Genomic DNA, 18,627 nt, shown 5'->3' with positions numbered 1-18,627 from the left:
GTCGTTTCCAGAGGACGCCATGCCCGAGGTACTCGTCGTCGATGACAGCAAGGTGATGCGCGACATGGTGGTCGCCTGCCTGCGGCCATATCCGGACAGTCGCTTCACGCAGGCGTCCAGCGGGTTGGAGGCCATCGAGCAGCTGTCGCTCAAGCCGTACGACCTGCTCGTCCTGGACCTCAACATGCCGGACATCGGTGGCATCGAAGTGGTGGAGTTCGTGCGCGGACAGGACCACCTGCGCAACCTGCCCATCATCATCGTCACCACGCGCGGCGACGAGGCGTCCCGTGAGCGCGCGCTGCAGGCCGGCGCGGACCGCTTCATGACCAAGCCCTTCACGCCGGACTCCATCCAGGGCACCGCCCGGGCCCTCTTGGAGAAGCCCCCGGCCGAGGCGCCGCGCGGGTGACGGGAACCGGGGAGTTCGCGGAGTTCCTCCCCGCGTACCTGGCGGAGGCGGATGAGCTGCTCGCCTCCGCGCAGAAGGACCTGCTCGCGGTGGAGGAGGCCGTCCGCAAGGGGCAGGCCCAGCCCCGCGCGGTACGCGAGTTGTTCCGCGCGCTGCATACGCTCAAGGGCCTGTCCGCCATGGTGGACGTGGAGCCCGTCGTCTCCCTGGCGCACTGGATGGAGGCGTCGCTGCGGCTGGCGGATCAAGCCGGCGGCCGGCTGCCCGAGTCCAGCGTGGAGCCGCTGGTGGAGGGCCTGCGCGCCATCGAGCTGCGCGTGCGGCAGCTGGGCGCCGGGAAGACGGCGTCGCCCGCGCCCGCGAACCTGCTGGAGCGGCTGGAGGCGCTGGGGCCGCAGGTGCGGGACGCGGCCCCCAAGCGGTCCCGGCCCGTGAAGCTGGACGCGGAGGCCGCGTTCGCCTCCCGCCTGACCCCGTCCGAGCGCGAGCAACTGGAGGGCGGGCTCGCCGGAGGCCAGCGCGCGCTGCGGCTGGACTTCGTGCCGTCGTCGGAGCGCGCCGCGAAGGGCTTCAACATCAACACCGTGCGCGAGCGCATGGCGAAGCTCGCGGACATCGTGAAGGTCCTGCCCCTGTCCGGCGCCGCCGCGGGGGGGGCGTCGCTCGCGTTCGCGCTGCTGCTCATCACCCGCGCGGAGGACGCCGTGCTGCTGGACGCAGTGGGCGGTGCTCCCGCCACGGTGCGCTCGCTGGAGGCCGCCGGACCCGCCGAGCCGGCGCCCGAGGACGGGGTCCCGGTTGGCGCGGAGGGCGCGCCCGGTCCCGCCGTCCTCGAGGAGGAGCTGGACGAGCCGGAGGTGCGCCGGGGCGGTGGCCTGCTGCGCGTGGAGGTGTCCCGGCTGGACGAGGCCATGGAGTGGCTGGCGGCGCTCGTGGTCAACCGCTCGCGGCTGACGCGCGCGGTGGCGGCGCTCACCCAGGCGGGCGCGCCCACGCGGGAAATCACCGCCATCCTCCAGGAGAACGGCCGGCAGCTGCGCGACCTGCGCTCGGCCATCCTGCGGCTGCGCATGGTGCGCGTGGGTGACGTGCTGGAGCGGCTGCCCCTGCTGGTGCGCGGCCTGCGCCGGGCCACGGGCAAGGCGGTGCGGCTGGAGCTGGACGTGGGCGACGCGGAGCTGGACAAGGCGGTGGCGGACCGGCTGCTGCCCGCGCTGGTGCACCTGGTGCGCAACGCCGTGGACCACGCGCTGGAGTCCCCCGAGGAGCGCCAGGCCGCGGGCAAGGCCCAGGAAGGGCTGGTGCGCCTCAGCTGCCATGCGCGCGCCAGCGGCCAGCTGGAGCTCACCCTGCGCGACGATGGACGCGGCGTGGACGCGAAGGCGGTGGCGAAGGCGGCGAACGCCCCCGTGCCGGACTCCGCGGACGCGCTGCTGGACCTCTTGTGCCGGCCCGGCCTGTCCACGCGCCAGGAGGCCACGCGCACCAGCGGCCGGGGCATGGGCATGGACATCGTGCGCCGCATCGTCGTGGAGCAGCTGGGCGGCGAGCTGCTCATGGACACGCGCAAGGGCGTGGGCACCACCTTCACCCTGAGCGTCCCCCTGACGGTGACGCTGATGGACGCCATCATCTTCGAGTGCGCGGGCCGCCGGTACGCGGTCGCGGTGGGCACCGTGGAGGAGCTCATCGACGTGGCGGGCGTGGTGCGCCCCGCGGGCGCGGACGGCCTGGGGCTGGTGCAGCGCCGGGGCGCGGCGGTGCCGCTGGTGTCGCTGGTGTCGCTGCTGGACGCGACCGGGGACGCCAGCGCGGCGGGCCAGGGCGCCAAGGCGCTCATCGTGCGCCAGCGCGGGGAGCCGGTGGCCTTCGCGGTGGACCGGCTCGTGGGACAGCAGGAGATCGTCCTGCGGCCGTTGGAGGATCCGCTCGTGCGCGTGCCCGGCGTGGCCGGCGCCACGGACCTGGGCGACGGCCAGCCCACGCTGGTGCTGGACCTGGGCGCGCTGGGCGCGGCGCGCGCGGGCCGCCGCAAGCGTGCGTCCAGGGCAGGGGAGTGGGTGTCATGAACGTGCTGCACGTGCTGTTCAAGGTGGACGGGACCGAATACGCGATGCCCGCGGCGGACGTGGTGCAGATGGAGTCCTTCACCGGCGCGACGCCGGTGCCCGGGGCGCCTCCGCACGTGGCCGGCCTGGTGCAGGTGCGCGGCCGGGTCATTCCCGTGGTGGACGCGCGCGTCCGCTTCGGGCTGCCGGCGGGGACGCAGTCCCTGGATTCACGGGTGGTGGTGGGGCAGCTGGGCGAACGCACCGTGGGGTTGCTCGTGGACAGCGCCCGCGAGGTGTTGAAGCTGGACCCCCGCACCATCCAGCCCCCCCCACCCATGGTGGTGGAGGGCGCGAAGGGGTTCGTGAAGGCCGTGGCGCAGGTGGGCCCGCGCCTGGTGATGCTCATCGATTTCCCCCGGGTGGTGGGGGAGGAGGCGGCGGATGTCGACGGACAACGGTAACAGCGTGCGGAAGCTGGAGGACGCTCGCGCGCTGGCGGAGCGCGCCTCGCTCCAGGTGGCGGAAGGCGTGGGGCTGGTGAAGTCCACCGAGCAGCTGGCGACGCGGCTCGCGTCCGCGGGCAACGAGCAGGCGGCGGCGGGCGAGCAGGTGCGAATCGCCATCGAGTCCGTGGCCGCGCAGGTGGAGCAGACGAGCACCGCGGTGCAGTCGCTGGTGCGCAGCCAGTTGTCCGTGGGCGACGCGGCGAAGGGCGTGCAGCAGGAGGCGGAGGCCAACGCGGCCACGATGCAGGAGGTGACGGCGTCGGTGTCCGGCGTGCGCAAGGACGCGGGCACGCTCGCCTCCAGCGCGGACGTGACGGCCTCCACGCTGGAGGAGGTGGCGCGCTCGGTGAAGGGCGTGAGCGCCAACGCGGAGGACCTGGCCGCCTCCAGCGAGGAATTGCTGGCGAGCATGCAGGAGATGACCGCCACGGTGGAGGACCTGGTGTCGCGCAACCAGACCAGCGCCGCCACCACGGAGGAGGTCGCCGCCACCATCGAGGAGATGTCCAAGGGCATCACCCGGCTGGCCGCGGACGCGCAGGGCGTGGGCGAGCGCATGGGCCAGGTGTCCGGCTCCGTGGTGTCCCTGGGCAAGACGCTCCAGGACGTGGTGCGCGACGCGGCCGCCATGGCCGCCAGCGTGGAGGATACGGCCGCCACGTCGGAGCAGGTGGCCCGCAGCGTGCGCGGCGTCGCCGAGCACACGCGCACCCTGGAGGCGAGCGCCGTCTCCACCGCGTCCACCGTGCAGGAGGTGGCCGCCAGCGTGGAGGAGGTGGCCGCCACCGCGGAGAAGAACGCCGCCGTGGTGGACGCCAACGCGGCCACCATCGAGCAGCTGTCCCGCTCCGCCCAGGCGGTGGCCCGCGGGGCGGAGAGCATCAACGGCCTGGCGTCCACCAGCGCCACCGCGTCCTCTCAGCTGGAGTCCTCCACGCGCCGCGCGGCGCAGCTGACGGAGGAGGCGCGGCTGGCCGCGGAGCGCGTGGGCACGAGCGCGCGCGAGGGCGGCGCCACGGTGGGGCGCTCCATCGCGGGCTTCGGCCGCATCCGCCAGTCCATCGTGGAGTCGTCCGGGGTGATGAAGGAGATGGGCCGGCGCGCCGAGGAGATTGGCGACATCGTGCAGACCATCAACCTCATCGCGGACCGCACCAACCTCCTGTCGCTCAACGCCAGCATCGAGGCGGCGCGCGCGGGTGAGCACGGCCGCGGCTTCGCGGTGGTGGCGGAGGAGATTCGCGCCCTGGCGGACCGGGCGGCGGCGGCCAGCAGTGACGTGGCGAAGATTGTCCGGGGCCTCCAGACGACGGCCCGCGAGGCGGCGGTGGCCACCGGCGAGGGCGTGCGCGCGGCGGACGAGGGCGCGGCGCTGGCGGGAGACGCGGAGCGCGCGCTGAGCACCATCCTCAAGGGCGTGGACGAGCTGGGCTCGAACGTGCGCGAGGCGTCGCGCGCGTCGGCGGAGCAGGTGCAGGCGGTGCAGGCGCTGGTGCAGGCCACGGCGAAGGTGAGCGAGCAGGGGCGGCTCATCGCCGCGTCCTCGGTGGAGCAGGCGCAGGCCGCGCAGGCGCTGAACCAGGGCGGCACGGAGATGCGGCGCATGGCGCGGCAGACCACCCAGGCCACCCAGGACCAGGCCAAGGCGCTGCGCGACGCGGTGCGCTCCAACAACCAGCTGACGGAGGTGGCGGAGAAGGTGTCGCGCGCCATGCAGGAGCAGGCCCAGGCCGCCACGGACCTGGCCCGGGGCGCCGCGCAGATGCGCCAGTTGGTGCAGGGCGTGAGCGCCGCGGTGATGGCGCAGGGCCAGCAGGTGGGGGCGCTGGGGGCGACAGCGCAGGAGGTGGCGTCCTCCACGCAGCGCACGCTCACCGGCATCTCGGAGCAGGCCAAGGCCGCGCAGGAGGTGACGAAGGCCATGGAGGCCACGCGCAAGGAGGTGGCCCAGTCCACGCGCGCCATGGCGGAGCAGGCCCGCGCGCTCAAGCAGGGCGAGCTCGCCAGCCGTCAGGTGGCCACCCTGGCCAAGGAGGTGACGCGCGCCACGGACGAGCAGGCCCAGGCGCTCACGAGCCTGGTGCGCGGCGCGGAGGAGGTGCGCCGGGTGGCGAAGACGACCGCGCGCGCGCTGGATGAGCAGACGGACGCCCTGTCCCTGCTCACCCTGTCCGCCGCGAAGCAGGCCACGGGCGTGGCTGCGGTGGCGAAGGCCGCCCTGGACCAGGCCACGATGAGCGAGCAGCTGGGCCGGTCGGTGGAGGACATGCGCATCCGCGCGAAGGAGATCTCCGGCACCACTGCGGAGCAGGCGCGCGCCATGGCCATCACCGCCAAGGAGGTGAAGGAGGTGGCGGGCCGGCTGGGACAGCTGTCGCGGCTGAACGGAGAGCAGGTGGAGGGCTTGAGCCACCTGAGCGGCCTGTTGGGCGCCACGGAGCCGGGGACGTCCCGGAACACGCGGGAGCAGTCCACGTGAGCAGCACGACCGCGAAGCACCCGTTATCGTTGTCCGCGGAGGACCGCGCCCGGGTGGAAGAGGTGGACGAGCTGTCGCGCCGGGGCCCGGCGAGCCTGCCGGTGCTGGTGGACGGGCTGGACGCGCCGTCGTGGGCGGTGCGCCGCGCCGTGGTGTCCGCGCTGGCGCGCCTGGGCTCCGCCTCGGTGGAGCCCCTGTGCGACGTGCTTCGCCACCGCCGGGACAACGAGGCGCGCATCGCCGCGGCGGTGGACGCGCTGGTGGCCGCCACGGGCGAGGTGGAGGGCCCGGTGGAGCTTTTGGGGGACGACCCCAACCCGGCCATCGTCTGTGACGCCGCCCAGGTGCTGGGACGCCGCCGCAGCCGGCGGTCCGTGCCGCTCTTGTCGCGGCTCATCGTGCACCCGGACGACAACGTGGCGGTGGCCGCCATCGAAGCGCTGGGTCGCGTGGGCGGCGGCGCGGCGGTGGACGCGCTCCTGTCCTCGCTGGGCAGCGGCAACTTCTTCCGCATCTTCCCCGCCATCGACGTGCTGGGCCGCTCGGGCGACCCCACCGTCGTGCCGGCGCTGATGGCGCTGCTGTCCGACCCCTTCTACGTGCTGGAGGCGGCGCGCGCGTTGGGCCGCACCGGCCAGGAGGCCGCGGTGCCCGCGTTGGTGGGCCTGCTCCAGCGCGGCAACGACGCGGTGGTGCGCGTGGCGGCGGTGGCGCTGGTCGAAATCCACGACGCGCAGGTGCAGCGCTTCGGCGGCGCGCGCACGGTGCCGTCGGTGCTGCGCTCCAGCTCGACGGAGCCGCACCCCACCGGGCGCCGGCTGGCCCAGGTCATCGCGGGCGCGGACGCGGGGGAGAAGACCGCGGTGGCGCGCCTGCTGGGCTGGGTGGGTGGCGCGGACGCGGCCACGGGGCTCTTGAAGCTTCTGGATTCGCAGGACCTGGGCGTGTCGCGCGCGGCCGCGGCGGCCCTGGGCGAGCTTGGCGCGGAGGCGGACGCGCAGATCCTGCAGGCGCTGCGCGAGGGTGACAGCTCGCGCAGGCGGGTGCTGCTGCCTTTGGTGGGCAAGCGCTCCGCGGCGGTGCCGGACGTGCTCTTGTGCCTGGAGGACCGGGACGCGACGGTGCGCGCGCTGGCGGCGGAGACGCTGTCGCGCATCGGCGACACGTCCGCGGTGCCGGCCCTGTTCGCGCGGCTGGCGGACGAGGATCCGCGCGTGTCGCAGGCGGTGGTGGGCGCCATCCAGTCGCTGGGCAGCGAGACGACGGAGAGCCTGGCGCTGGAGGCGGCGCGCTCCACGGACGCGCGCCAGCGGCGGGCGGCGCTGCGCATCGTGGCGTACTTCGGCTATCCGCGCGGCCTGGACGCGCTGCTTCTGGCCATGCGGGACCCGGACGAGCGGCTGCGCGACGCGGCCATCTACGGCCTGCCCTTCATCGACGACCCGCGCGCGGTGGACGCGCTGCTGGCCGCGGCGAGCCATGAGTCGGAGCGCACGCGCGCCACCGCCATGCGCGCGCTGGGCCAGACGGACAAGCAGGCGCGCATCACCTCCACGCTGCTGGGCGGCCTGAACGACCGCGACCCGTGGGTGCGCTACTACGCGTGCCAGTCGCTGGGGAAGCTCAACGAGGAGGCCGCCGCGGACGCCATCGTCGCGCTGGCCAACGACGACGCGGGCCAGGTGCGCGTGGCGGTGGTGGACGCGCTGGCGCACATGCACACGGAGAGCGCCATGGCGGCGCTGCGCCGGGCGGCCTCGTCAGCGGACGCGGACGTGCGCCGGGCGGCCCTCCTGGGTCTGGGCGTGGCCCGGCGGCCGGACGCGCTGCCGGTGCTGCTGGAGGCGGTGCACTCGGAGGACCCGGCCACGCGGCTGGTCGCCCTGTCCGCCGTGGCGGAGTACGACGCGCCGGAGACGCTGCCCGCGCTCCTGCGTGCCGCCGGGGACCGGGATGACAGCGTGCGCAGCGCGGCGGTGGGCTTCCTCGCCACGCGCACGGGCTCGCATGCGACGCAGCAGCTGGTGTCGCTCTTGGGCGACGTGATGCTGCGCGAGCAGGTGGTGTCCGCGCTGGCGCTGCCCGTGGAAGGGCGCCTGCACGGGCTGATGTCGGCGCTGGAGGCGGCGGACGACTCGACGGCGCCCCTGCTGGTGGCGGCGCTGGCGCGCATGCGCCGGGCGGACGCGAAGGCGGCGCTGATGCAGTCGCTCATCGGCGCGAGCCCCGCGGGCCGCCGGGCCTCCGCGCCCGCCGTGGCGGCGCTGGGCACGGTGGAGGCGCGCGAGGCGCTGGACAAGGCGGCCCACCGCGACGAGGACCCCGAAGTGCGCCGCGCCTGCCTGCTGGCCCTGGGCCGCTAGGACACCCACGGCCATGAGTGCGCTGCCGCTGTCCCCGCAGGTCCTGGCCATCCTCTCCATGCTCATCGAGCAGCGCTCGGGCCTGCACTACGGGCCCGAGGACCGGGACCTGCTGGCGGAGAAGCTGTCCACCCGGGCGCTGGATGCCGGGTTCGACTCGCTGCTCGACTACTACTACTTCCTCCGCTACGACCCGAAGGGGCCGGAGACGCTGGACTCGTTGGTGGAGGCGCTGCTCGTCCACGAGACGTACTTCTTCCGCGAGCCCCAGGCGCTGGAGGTGCTGGTGGACGAGCTGCTCGTGCCGGAGGTCCGCGCGGGCCGCAAGCCCCGCGTGTGGTGCGCGGCGTGCTCCACCGGCGAGGAGCCCCTCACGCTGGCCATGCTGCTGGACTCGCGGAGCATCCTGGGGGACGTGTCCATCCTGGCCACGGACCTGAGCTCCAAGGCGCTGGAGCGCGCGAGGACAGGCGAGCACAACCTGCGCTGCCTGCGCGCGCTGCCCCCGGGCGTGATGGGGCGCTGGCTGACCATGGTGGACGGCCGTCCCCGCGTGCGGCCGGACCTGATGGCCCGGGTGGAGTGGCGGCAGCTCAACCTGGTGGACACGGAGGGCTACCCGGAGCCGGGCAGCTGTGATGCCATCCTCTGCCGCAACGTGCTCATCTACTTCCAGGACGACACCGCGCGCCGCGTGGTGGACGGCATCACCCGGGCGCTGCGGCCCGGAGGGCACCTGGTGGTGGGCACCTCCGAATCCCTGATGCGCTTCGGCACGGCGCTGTGCTGCGAGGAGCGCCGCGGCGCGTTCTTCTACAGCAAGGCGGACTCATGACGTTGCGCGTGCTGGTGGTGGACGACTCGGCGTTCGCGCGCAAGGTGCTGCGCAAGGTGCTGTCGGAGGCGGAGGGGCTGGAGGTGGTGGGCACCGCGCGCGACGGCCTGGACGCGCTGGAGCGGGTGGCGGAGCTCAAGCCGGACGTCATCACCCTGGACCTGGTGATGCCGTCGCTGGACGGGACGGGCTTCCTGCGCGCGTTGGCTGGCATGCCGGACGCGCCGCGCGTGGTGGTGGTGAGCAGCGCGGGCACGGACAGCGAGCTGGCGGTGGCCGCGCTCCAGGCGGGCGCGGTGGACCTGGTGCACAAGCCCACGGCGCTCGCCACGGACCGGCTCTACGAACTGGGCGCGGAGCTGGTGGAGAAGGTGCGCATCGCGGGGCGCGCGGTGCCGCGCTATCAGCAGGAGCTGGCGGAGACCGCGAGTGCCCTGCCTTTGAAGACCCTGCCCGCGACGTCGACGAAGCTGCTGGCCGTGGGCACGTCCACGGGCGGGCCGCAGGCGCTGACGCGGTTGTTGTCCGCGCTGCCCAGGGACTTCCCGGCGCCGGTGGTGCTCGCGCTGCACATCCCCGCTGGCTACACGGAGGCCGTGGCCAAGCGACTGGACTCGCAGAGCGCGCTGGAGGTGGTGGAGGCGAGCGACGGCATGGAGCTGGTGCCGGGCCGCGCGGTGCTGGCGCGCGCGGGTCACCACCTGAAGGTGGCGCGGCACGGGGCGCTCAACCTGGCGCGCCTGGACCGCCAGCCGCTGGGCACCCCGCACCATCCCTCCGTGGACGTGCTCTTCCAGAGCGTGGCGGAGGTCTGGGGGAGGGACGCGCTGGGGCTGGTGCTCACCGGCATGGGTGAGGACGGGCTCCAGGGCGCGCGAGCCCTGCGCGCCGCGGGCGGCGTGGTGCTCACGGAGGCGGAGTCCTCCTGCGTGGTGTACGGCATGCCGCGCGCGGTGGACGAAGCGGGCCTGTCCAACGGCAACGCGCCGCTGGATGGCCTGGTGCCGCTCATCTCACGCTTCGTCTGACGGGCCGCGGGGCAGCGCCCGCGTCTTCAGGCGCGGTGCGAGGGGGGCGAAGGCGGCTCGGGCGGCGGGCCCTTCCGGGGCGGCGCGCGGCGCGGCAGCGTGACGGTGAAGGTGGTGCCGTCGTCCTCGCTGGAGGTGACCTCGATGGTGCCGCCGTGGGCGTGCACGATTTCGCGCACGATGTAGAGCCCCAGGCCGTAGCTCATCTTCAGCGTGCGCGTCTGCTGCGGGCCCTGACGGAAGGGCTCGAAGAGGTGGGGCAGGGTGGCTTCCGGAATGGGGCGGCCCTGGTTGTGGACCGTCACCACCACCTTGTTGCGCAGGCCGCGCGTGGACAGCAGCACGGGCGCGTCCGCCGGGCCGTACTTGAGGGCGTTCTCCACCAGGTTGGACACCACCTGCGCCAGGCGGTCCGGGTCCCAGTGCCCCTGCGTGTTGCCCTTGTGGTCCACGACGATGTCGCGCTTCGGGAAGGCCACGCGGAACTCGTGCGCCACCTTGGCCAGCAGCTCCTGCGTGTCCGTGCCGCGCGGCTCAATCACCACGCCGCCCACCAGCCGGGCGCGGGTGAAGTCCAGCAGCAGGCGGGTCAGCCGTTCGATGCGGACCGCCGCGGTGGCGATGCGCTGGCTGGTGCGCGCCGTCTCCTCCGCGGGGCCACCGGCCGCGAGCACGCGCGACCAGTTCATGATGGCGCCGAGCGGGCTGCGGATGTCGTGGCTGATGATGCCCATCAGGTGTTCCTGGAACTCGGCGTGCCGGCGCACCTCGTCTTCCGCCCACTTGCGCTGGGTGATGTCGCGGCTGATGCCGAACAGGCCGAACACGTTGCCTTCCGGGTCGCGCAGCGGGCCCTTGGTGGACTGCCACACGCGCACGTCCCCGCTCGGATTCATGTGCGAATCCTCGTAGGTGAGGGGATGGCCCGCCTTGAGCACGTCCCGGTCGTGCTTCAGGTTGATCTTGGCCTCGTCGGGCGGGAAGAGCTCCTCGTCGGTGCGTCCTCGGACCTCGGCCACGGTGCTGCGGCCCACGGCGCGCGCGCCCGCCGAGTTGATGACCTGGTAGGTGCCATCCATGTCCTTGATGTAGATGGCGTCGGTGGTGCCCTCCATCACCGCCTGGAAGAGCTGGCCCACGCGCTGCAACTCGTGGCGGGCCTGGAACTCGCGGGTGATGTCGCGGCAGTGCACCAGCAGGCCGCCGTCCACGGGGCGGGTGCTCACCTCGAAGCAGAAGCTGTCTTCGTGCCAGCGGTGCTCGTAGGGCTCGGAGGAAGGCTGCTCGGTGGCGGGCACGTCCAGGCGCAGGTGCTGGCTCAAGCCCAGCACGTCCGCCACCTTCTTGCGCACGTCATCGCCCGGCTGGACGCGGGGCCCCAGCAGCTCGCGCATGCGCCGGCTCAGCCAGGTGATGCGCCAGCCCGCGTCCACACCGAGGAAGGCCTCTGGCAGCGCCTCCAGCAGCGTTTGCAGACCCGGGCCAGTGGCCTCCGTCGGGGACGGGGCGGAAGGACGGGAACGCGGGCGGGCAGGAGCTTGGGCCATCGGTGGGTCGTCGGGGTACGGGGGACGGGTTCCTTCAGGTGAGAAACACAGCAGTGCGGCGGAGCGTGCCCGGCTTCAATGCCGGAACACGGAACCAGGACAGCGGCGGGCGTCCTGTCTGCCTCTTACGCGAAACGCGGACTCGTGGATTTCCGAGGGTAGGGAGAAACCTCTTGAAGGAAACGGGTCGGTGACATTCCTGTCGCCTGCTTTGTGCGCGAGGTCCACCACGCGACAGAAGTCTAGGCTCTGGACGGGAACGGAACGCATCCTCCCGGAACCATACCCCGCTCGAAGCAAAGCGGGGGCCCGCCCCGAGGGGTGACGCACCTTGCGCCCATGACGGAGGGTTGTGGCCGGAGCGGATGGGGCGGGTCGCCCGGGCCCCGGGTGGCCCCCCCGGCTCAGGGCTTCTTCGCCTCGCGAGGCTCCCTGGCCTCCTTGCCCTCCCGGGGCTCGGTGTCTCCGCGCTCCAGCTTGCGGTAGAGCGTCTTGCGGTCCACGCCCAGGATGCGCGCGGCGAGCGTGCGGCTGCCGCCCACCGCCTCCAGCACGCGGTGGATGTAGCGGCGCTCCAGCTCCTCCAGCGTCACCAGCTCCGACGGGTCCGTGTTCTCCGGCACCACGCGCGGCGTGCTGTAGTTGCGGATGCGCTCCGGCAGGTCATCCACGGTGAGCTGTTCGAAGGACGTGAGCGCCACGGCGCGCTCGATGCAGTTCTGCAACTCGCGCACGTTGCCCGGCCAGCCGTAGGCCAACAGGCGCTGCGCCGCGGAGGGGGACAGGCCCACCACCTTCTTGCCCGTGCGGGTCGCGAACTGCTCCACGAAGCGCTGCGACAAGAGCAGCACGTCGTTGCCGCGCGCGCGCAGCGGGGGCAGCTCCAGGCCAATGACGTTGAGCCGGTAGTAGAGGTCCTCGCGGAAGCGGTTCTCCTCCACCGCCAGCTCCAGGTCGCGGTTGGTCGCCGCGACGATGCGCGCGTCGAAGGGCGTCTCCGTGTCCCCACCCACCGGACGCACCACGCGCTCCTGCAATGCGCGCAGCAGCTTCGGCTGGAGCGTCATGGGCAGCTCGCCCACTTCATCCAGGAACAGCGTGCCGCCATTCGCCTTCACGAAGAGGCCCGTGCGCGAGGCCTTCGCGTCGGTGAAGGCGCCCTTCGCGTGGCCGAACAGCTCGCTCTCCAGGAGCTGCTCTGGCATGGCCGCGCAGTTGATGGCCACGAAGGGCCCCTCCTTGCGCCGGCCCCGGGCGTGGAGGGCGCGCGCGGCCACCTCCTTGCCCGTGCCGCTCTCACCGGTAATCAGCACCGTGGCGTCCACGTCCGCCACCCGGTCGATGAGCGCGTATGCCTGCTTGAGCGCGGGGCTCTCTCCCACGAGCGCGCCGTCGTCCTGGCGCTGGTCCAGGGCCTGGCGCAGCCGGCGCACCTCCGCGCGCAGGGCGCGGTGCTGCACGGCGCGCTCCAGCACCAGCACCAGGGCGTCCAGGTCGATGGGCTTGGTGATGAAGTCGTAGGCGCCCGCGCGGATGGCGGCCACCGCCGTCTCCAGGCTGCCGAAGGCGGTGACGACGACCACGGGGATGTCCGGCCGGTTGAGCACGATGCGCTCGCACAGCGCCAGGCCGTCCATGCCCGGCATGCGCAGGTCGGTGAGGACGGTGTCGAAGTCCTCGGCGGCCAGCTTCTGGAGCGCTTCGTCCGCGGCGGCCACGGCCACGGGCTGGAAGCCCCGGCGCTGGAGGCCCTTCTCCACCATGGCGCGCATCTCGCGCTCGTCTTCGACAATCAGGATGCGGCCTGGCATGCGTCCTTCCCTGGCGGCAGGTAGATGGAGAAACAACTCCCACGGCCCGGCTCGCTTTTCACGTCAATCCAGCCGCCGTGGTCGCGCACCATCCCATAGGAGACGGACAACCCGAGCCCCGTTCCCTCGCCCACGTCCTTGGTGGTGAAGAAGGGCTCGAAGACGTGGGGCAGCACGTCCGCGGGAATGCCCGTTCCCTCGTCCGCCACGTCCAGCCGCACCCAGTCCTGCTCCGGGCCGCCCACATCCGCGGGCGGCGTGGCGCGCATCACCTGCGAACTCACGCGCAAGGTGCCGGGCCGGTTCATCGCGTGGAGGCCGTTCATCACCAGGTTGGTGAGCACCTGCTGGAACTGCCCCGAGTCCACCTCCACGGTGAAGCCCGGGGGCACCTCCTGGGACAGCGTCACGCTGCGCTTGGTGGCCATGGGCTTGAGCAGCGACAGCGTGCGCTCCGCCAGCAGGGACAAATCCTCCGGCGCGCGGGACGGCGTGCGGCGCCGGGCGAAGTCCAACAGCTGCCGGATGATGCCGGTCATGTGCTGGGCCTGCTGGAAGATGATGCGGGCGCACTCGTTCACCTCATCGCCTTCCGCCTCGCCGGAGGAGACCATCTTCGCGCGGCCCATGACGACGTTGAGCGGCGTGCCCAATTCGTGCGCCACGCCGGACGCGAGCTTGCCCACCGTGGTGAGCCGGTCCGCGTGGCGCAGGTGCTCCACCGTGCGCAGCCGCGCCGCCGTCTCCGTGGCCAGCCGCGCCCGCGTCTCCTCCAACTGCTCACCCATCCGGTTCATGGCCACCGCCAGCGTCGTCAGTTCGTCGCCGCGCTCGCGCCGCAGGGGCACGCGCGCGGTGAGGTCGCCCTCGCCAATCCGTCCCGCCAGATGCACCAACTGCTCCACGGGCTGGCCCACCAGCTTGCGGCCCATGGCCATGGCGGCCAGGAGGAAGAACAGGGAGAGCGCCGCCGTGGCGATGAAGGTGCCCACCACGGTGGTGCGCACGTGCATCTCCTGTTCGGACATGGACTCGGTGATTTCAATGGCGCCCATGCGCCGGCCCAGGAACACCGGCGTGTACGAGCGCAGCACGCCCGGGCTGGTGGACTCGTCCATCAACCAGCCGTCGTTGCCCGCGCGCAGGCTGAGCAGCAGGGCGGGGGGCAGCGCCGGCGCGAAGCCGGAGCCCGGTCCACCGTCCAGCCACACCCAACGCAGCCGCACCTGCTCCTGGAAGCGGTTGGCCTGGTTGAGGAGCGTGAGGGCTTCGGACTCGCCCGCCAGCTGCCACGCCTTGCCAATGGAGCCGGCCAGCGTGTGACCGAGCAGGCGGTGGTCATGCTGCGTGTCGGTTTCCGACCGGGCGAGCTCCCGGTTGACCTGGAACGCCTGGAGCCCGGCCATCACCGCGACGGCGAGCAGCACGAGGGCCAGGGTGAATTTGCGAGCGAGCTTCACGGAAGAGGCAACCCCCGGTTCGTGCGTGAGGGGGAAGGAACACACGGACCGGGGAGGTACGCTACGAGTACCGCGGGTGCTGCGTCACGACAGTCCGTGGCTAGTTGCTGCTCGAGCCTTCGGCCGGGGCGGCGGGGGCCTTCTGGGAGGTGCCCTGCTTCGCCTTCTTCGCCTTGGCGCCGGCCTTCGCCTGGGCGGCGGGCGCGCTCTTGGCGGGCTTGGCCTCGGCGGCGAAGGCGCCCGAGGCGAGGGACAGGGACAGACCGAGGACCAGGGCGGAAGTGCGCTTCATGGAGAGACTCCGTGTCATGCCCGCGAGGTGTGAATTGGGGTGTGGGGTGCGGGGCTGATCGGAGCTAGAGCATTGGCCATGCCAATCCCCGCCACCGAGTGAGGCGCTGCCAACGCGGGGCAGGATGTCCATGCATGCCTGGGGCACATTGCCCCGACGGGGGCAGGATGCCCCGGAGACCCACGCGGCACGACGGATCCATCTGCCTTGGAGGCACGTGGCATGCGCCATGCTCCTCCGCAATCAAATGACGAACGCACCTCCGCAAGAAGAAGCAACGCACACCCCGCGCATCCTGGTGGCCGAGGACGACGACGCGATGCGCGCGATGCTCGTGCGCACGTTGGCGCGCGCGGGCTACACGGTGGTGGAGGTGGAGGACGGCTTCGAGCTGGGCGACTACGTGGCGATGATGCAGGGCCACGGTGGGACGCTCGCTCCGCCGGACCTCATCGTCAGCGACGTGCGCATGCCGGGGCGCACCGGGCTGGAGGCGCTCGGGAGGCTGCGCGCGCAGGGCATCGCGTGCCCGGTGCTGCTGCTCAGCGCCTTCGCGGACGAGGAGACTCACGCGGAGGCCCAGCGGCTGGGCGCCCGGCAGCTGTTGGACAAGCCGGTGGACCTGGACGTGCTGAAGGAAGCGGTGCGCGACGCGGTGGCGCACCCCTGATCAGGCCCCAGAGGCTCAGGCAGTCGTCCCTGCGTCGGCGGGCGGGGCCTCGGGAGTGGGCACGCCGTTGAGCTCCGCGTGCAGCCGTTCGCGGTCCAGCTCGTTCTCCCAGCGGGACACGACGATGCTGGCCACGCCGTTGCCAATGAAGTTGGTGAGCGCGCGCGCCTCGCTCATGAACCGGTCGATGCCCAGGATGAGCGCCAGCCCCGCCACCGGCACGGACGGCACCACCGCGAGCGTGGCGGCCAGGGTGATGAAGCCCGCGCCCGTCACGCCGGAGGCGCCCTTGGACGTGAGCATCGCCACGCCCAGCAGCGTGGCCGTCTGCGTGAACGTCAGGTCCACGTTGAGCGCCTGGGCCACGAACAGCGCCGCCATGGTCAGGTAGATGTTGGTGCCGTCCAGGTTGAACGAGTAGCCGCTGGGCACCACCAGCCCCACCACGGACTTGGAGCAGCCCAGCCGCTCCAGCTTCTGCATCAGCGGCACCAGCGCGGACTCGGACGACGACGTGCCCAGCACCAGGAACAGCTCCGCGCGGATGTAGCGCAGGAACTTCAGGATGGAGAAGCCCGTCACCCGAGCGACGAGCCCCAGCACGACGACGACGAAGAGCACGCACGCCAGATAGAAGCACCCCATGAGGCGCAACAGCGGGCCCAGGCTGGTGACACCGTAGGCGCCCAGGGTGAAGGCCATGGACGCGCCCGCGCCAATGGGCGCCAGCTTCATCACCGTGCCAATCATGTGGAAGAAGGCCTTGGAGAGCGCCTCGAAGAGGACGACCACGGGCTTCGCCGTCGCGCCAATGGCCGTGAGAGAGAAGCCGAACAGCAGCGCCAGGAGCAGCACCTGGAGCAGGTCGCCCTCGCCGGTGAAGGCGTCCACGAAGGTGCGCGGGATGATGTGCAGCAGGAAACCCGAGGTGGACTGGTCATGCGCCTGCTGGGCGAAGCGGGCCACGGCGCTCGCGTCCAGCGTGCGCGGATCCACGTTGAATCCGGAGCCGGGCTTGAGCACCGTCACCACCAGCGCGCCGATGATGAGCGCGAACGTGGAGATGACCTCGAAGTAGAGCAGGGCCTTGCCGCCCACCCGGCCCACCTTCTTCATGTCCGCCACGTTGGCCACGCCCAGCACCACGGTCAGGAAGATGACCGGGGAGATGAGCATCTTCACCAGCGCGATGAACGCGTCGCCCAAGGGCTTGAGCTTCACCGCCGTGGACGGCGCGAAGTGGCCCAACAGGCCCCCCGCGAAGATGGCGGCCAGCACCCAGAGGTAGAGGCGGGAGGACTTCGAGTGGCCAGCGGTATCGGCGCTCATGGTCGTGCGTCCCCCTCAGACCGACTTCTGCTCGGCTTCGTCCTTCTCGAACAACAGCTCCAGCTCGCGGCGCGCGCGGACGATGACCTCCATGAATTTCTTCTCGTCCTTGAAGACCTTGGCGCTCTCCAGCATCAGGGCCTCGTCGTGCTCGCGGAAGCGCTCCACGGACCGGCGGGCCTCCGCGAAGGTGAGGCCCATCTCCTGGAGCACGTCGCCGGCCATGGTGAGGCTCGCGTCGAACGTCTCACGGATGAGATGGGTGACGCCCATGTCCAGCAGCCGGTACGCGTGCTCGCGGTTGCGCGCCCGGGCGTAGATGGTCAGGTGCGGGAAGTGCTCCTTCACCATCTGCGCGGTGCGCAGGGACGCGGCCATGTCGTCGATGGCCAGCACGAACACCTTGGCCTTCTCCGCGCGGGCGGCGCGCAGCAGGTCCAGCCGGGACGCGTCGCCGTAGAACACCTGGTTGCCGAAGCGCTGGATGAAGTCGATGTGCTCCGCGCTCGCGTCGATGGCGGTGAACCCGATGCGGCGCGCGCGCAGCAGGCGGGCCACCACCTGCCCCACGCGCCCCATGCCCGCGATGATGACCGGGTGGTCCTCCTCCGGGGACACGTCGTATTCGCGCTGCGGGCCCTTGTGCTTGAAGCGCGGCGCGACCCAGCGCTCGTGGATGGCGGACAGGAACGGCGTCACCACCATGGACAGGCCCACCACCAGCACCAGCAGGTCCGCTTGCTCTCGCTCCATCACGTGGAAGGACACGGCCAGGGAGAAGAGGACGAAGGCGAACTCACCGCCCTGCGAAATCACGACCGCCAGGCTCTCCGCGGAGCCCGGCTTCTTCAGCCCCACGCGCCCCAGCCCGTACAGCACCAGCGCCTTGAGGAACGTGAGGCCCAGCACCAGCGCCAGCACGCGCAGGGACTCGCGCGCGAGCAGCGCCAGGTTCAAGGACATGCCCACGGCGATGAAGAACAGGCCCAGCAAGAGGCCCTTGAAGGGCTCGATGTCCGCCTCCAACTCGTGGCGGTACTCGGACTCCGACAGCAGCACGCCGGCGAGGAACGCGCCCATCGGCATGGACAGGCCCACCGCGCTGACCAGCGTCGCGGTGCCCACGACGACGAGCAGCGCCGTCGCGGTGAACAGCTCCTGGCTGTGTACGGACGCCACCGCGCGGAACACCGGCCGCAGCAGGTGTCGGCCCGCCACCACCACCACGAGCACCGCACCCACGGCCTTCACGGCCATCAGCCACCCGGGCTCCGTGGACGGCGTGTCGGACCGGCCCAGGAGCGGCAGCACGGCCAGGAGTGGGATGACGGCCAGGTCCTGGAACAGGAGGATGCCGAAGGCCAGCTGACCGTGCTCGGCGGTGAGCTGGTTCTTCTCCCCGAGCAGCTGGAGCGCGAACGCGGTGGAGGACAGCGACAGGCCGAAGCCCGCGACGATGGCCGCGTTCCAGGACAGGCCCAGCGCCTTCGACACGCCCGCGAGCAACAGGCCCGTCAGCACCACCTGCGCGCCGCCCATGCCGAACACGGAGCGGCGCAGGTTCCACAGGCGCGACGGTTGCAGCTCCAGGCCAATCACGAACAGCAGCAGCACCACGCCCAGCTCCGCGGTGTGGAGGACGTTCTCCACGTCGGAGATGAGGCCCGCGCCATACGGCCCGATGGCCGCGCCCGCCGCCAGGTAGCCCAGCACGGAGCCCAACCCCAGCTTCTTGAAGAGGGGCACGGCGATGACCGCGGCGGCCAGGAACACCAGCGCCTGATGCAGGAAGGACATAAGGCGCCTGCATGGCACGCTGAAGGCCACCTCGGCAACAGGCGTGG

General features: G+C 72.2%; 14 protein-coding genes. 8 read left to right on the top strand and 6 right to left on the bottom strand.

Features of this window, described 5'->3' with window-relative positions:
• Positions 1–19 precede the first annotated feature (19 nt).
• From D7Y04_RS36555 to cheB, 7 genes are read left to right on the top strand one after another with little or no spacing between them, the layout of a single operon-like run.
• Positions 20–412 carry a response regulator gene (locus D7Y04_RS36555; RefSeq protein WP_120599600.1) on the top strand — a complete coding sequence of 131 codons (393 nt, stop codon included), beginning with the start codon at positions 20–22 and terminating at the stop codon, positions 410–412.
• Positions 409–2,481 carry a chemotaxis protein CheA gene (locus tag D7Y04_RS36550; protein WP_120599599.1) on the top strand — a complete coding sequence of 691 codons (2,073 nt, stop codon included), beginning with the start codon at positions 409–411 and terminating at the stop codon, positions 2,479–2,481. Before D7Y04_RS36555 ends, D7Y04_RS36550 begins: the two co-directional genes overlap by 4 nt.
• A complete protein-coding gene (locus D7Y04_RS36545) occupies positions 2,478–2,924 on the top strand; it encodes a chemotaxis protein CheW (protein ID WP_121762310.1) in 447 nt (148 codons plus the stop codon). The genes D7Y04_RS36550 and D7Y04_RS36545 overlap by 4 nt, the downstream gene beginning before the upstream one ends.
• On the top strand, positions 2,905–5,448 hold the full coding sequence (locus D7Y04_RS36540; protein ID WP_121762309.1) for a methyl-accepting chemotaxis protein: 2,544 nt from the start codon (positions 2,905–2,907) through the stop codon (positions 5,446–5,448). The genes D7Y04_RS36545 and D7Y04_RS36540 overlap by 20 nt, the downstream gene beginning before the upstream one ends.
• A complete protein-coding gene (locus tag D7Y04_RS36535; protein WP_120597802.1) occupies positions 5,445–7,811 on the top strand; it encodes a HEAT repeat domain-containing protein in 2,367 nt (788 codons plus the stop codon). The genes D7Y04_RS36540 and D7Y04_RS36535 overlap by 4 nt, the downstream gene beginning before the upstream one ends.
• Positions 7,812–7,824: 13 nt before the next feature.
• Positions 7,825–8,646: a protein-glutamate O-methyltransferase CheR gene (locus D7Y04_RS36530; protein ID WP_121762308.1), complete on the top strand. Its 822-nt coding sequence runs from the start codon at positions 7,825–7,827 to the stop codon at positions 8,644–8,646.
• Positions 8,643–9,674, top strand: a complete 1,032-nt coding sequence (gene cheB / locus D7Y04_RS36525) for a chemotaxis-specific protein-glutamate methyltransferase CheB (protein ID WP_121762307.1) — start codon at positions 8,643–8,645, stop codon at positions 9,672–9,674. The genes D7Y04_RS36530 and cheB overlap by 4 nt, the downstream gene beginning before the upstream one ends.
• Before the next feature lie 26 nt (positions 9,675–9,700).
• On the opposite strand, the gene D7Y04_RS36520 is transcribed toward cheB, so the two are convergent.
• From D7Y04_RS36520 to D7Y04_RS36505, 4 genes are all read right to left on the bottom strand, one after another.
• Positions 9,701–11,221: an ATP-binding protein gene (locus D7Y04_RS36520; protein ID WP_121762306.1), complete on the bottom strand. Its 1,521-nt coding sequence runs from the start codon at positions 11,219–11,221 to the stop codon at positions 9,701–9,703.
• 404 nt (positions 11,222–11,625) lie between these two features.
• Positions 11,626–13,032 (bottom strand): sigma-54 dependent transcriptional regulator, encoded by a 1,407-nt coding sequence (locus tag D7Y04_RS36515; RefSeq protein WP_120597806.1) that lies wholly within the window; start codon positions 13,030–13,032, stop codon positions 11,626–11,628.
• Positions 13,014–14,492: a sensor histidine kinase gene (locus D7Y04_RS36510; RefSeq protein ID WP_120597807.1), complete on the bottom strand. Its 1,479-nt coding sequence runs from the start codon at positions 14,490–14,492 to the stop codon at positions 13,014–13,016. Before D7Y04_RS36510 ends, D7Y04_RS36515 begins: the two co-directional genes overlap by 19 nt.
• Positions 14,493–14,592: 100 nt before the next feature.
• Positions 14,593–14,784 carry a hypothetical protein gene (locus tag D7Y04_RS36505; protein WP_120577172.1) on the bottom strand — a complete coding sequence of 64 codons (192 nt, stop codon included), beginning with the start codon at positions 14,782–14,784 and terminating at the stop codon, positions 14,593–14,595.
• Positions 14,785–15,031: 247 nt separating this feature from the next.
• Between D7Y04_RS36505 and D7Y04_RS36500 the strand changes: the two genes are divergently transcribed.
• Positions 15,032–15,454, top strand: coding sequence for a response regulator (locus D7Y04_RS36500; RefSeq protein WP_233601744.1), 423 nt, complete (start codon positions 15,032–15,034; stop codon positions 15,452–15,454).
• 15 nt (positions 15,455–15,469) lie between these two features.
• Here D7Y04_RS36500 and dctA read toward each other — a convergent pair whose 3' ends face one another.
• Together dctA and D7Y04_RS36490 are read right to left on the bottom strand one after the other, a co-directional pair.
• The gene (gene dctA, locus D7Y04_RS36495; RefSeq protein WP_121762304.1) at positions 15,470–16,783 is read right to left on the bottom strand and encodes a C4-dicarboxylate transporter DctA; all 1,314 of its coding nucleotides are present in this window, start codon (positions 16,781–16,783) and stop codon (positions 15,470–15,472) included.
• Between the two features lie 15 nt (positions 16,784–16,798).
• Positions 16,799–18,580 (bottom strand): monovalent cation:proton antiporter-2 (CPA2) family protein, encoded by a 1,782-nt coding sequence (locus tag D7Y04_RS36490; RefSeq protein ID WP_121762303.1) that lies wholly within the window; start codon positions 18,578–18,580, stop codon positions 16,799–16,801.
• Between the last annotated feature and the right edge of the window lie 47 nt (positions 18,581–18,627).

The sequence above is a fragment of the Corallococcus sp. AB038B genome, assembly GCF_003668955.1.
GTDB lineage: Bacteria > Myxococcota > Myxococcia > Myxococcales > Myxococcaceae > Corallococcus > Corallococcus exiguus.
This window is presented reverse-complemented; position numbering and strand designations above follow the sequence as displayed.

Excerpts from the sequence above, each read along its gene's own strand:
- D7Y04_RS36555 (WP_120599600.1), top strand. The coding sequence starts at position 20 with ATGCCCGAGGTACTCGTCGTCGATGACAGCAAGGTGATGCGCGACATG.
- D7Y04_RS36545 (WP_121762310.1), top strand. The coding sequence starts at position 2,478 with ATGAACGTGCTGCACGTGCTGTTCAAGGTGGACGGGACCGAATACGCG.
- D7Y04_RS36540 (WP_121762309.1), top strand. The coding sequence starts at position 2,905 with ATGTCGACGGACAACGGTAACAGCGTGCGGAAGCTGGAGGACGCTCGC.
- D7Y04_RS36530 (WP_121762308.1), top strand. The coding sequence starts at position 7,825 with ATGAGTGCGCTGCCGCTGTCCCCGCAGGTCCTGGCCATCCTCTCCATG.
- cheB (WP_121762307.1), top strand. The coding sequence starts at position 8,643 with ATGACGTTGCGCGTGCTGGTGGTGGACGACTCGGCGTTCGCGCGCAAG.
- D7Y04_RS36520 (WP_121762306.1), bottom strand. The coding sequence starts at position 11,221 with ATGGCCCAAGCTCCTGCCCGCCCGCGTTCCCGTCCTTCCGCCCCGTCC.
- D7Y04_RS36515 (WP_120597806.1), bottom strand. The coding sequence starts at position 13,032 with ATGCCAGGCCGCATCCTGATTGTCGAAGACGAGCGCGAGATGCGCGCC.
- D7Y04_RS36505 (WP_120577172.1), bottom strand. The coding sequence starts at position 14,784 with ATGAAGCGCACTTCCGCCCTGGTCCTCGGTCTGTCCCTGTCCCTCGCC.
- D7Y04_RS36500 (WP_233601744.1), top strand. The coding sequence starts at position 15,032 with ATGACGAACGCACCTCCGCAAGAAGAAGCAACGCACACCCCGCGCATC.
- dctA (WP_121762304.1), bottom strand. The coding sequence starts at position 16,783 with ATGAGCGCCGATACCGCTGGCCACTCGAAGTCCTCCCGCCTCTACCTC.
- D7Y04_RS36490 (WP_121762303.1), bottom strand. The coding sequence starts at position 18,580 with ATGTCCTTCCTGCATCAGGCGCTGGTGTTCCTGGCCGCCGCGGTCATC.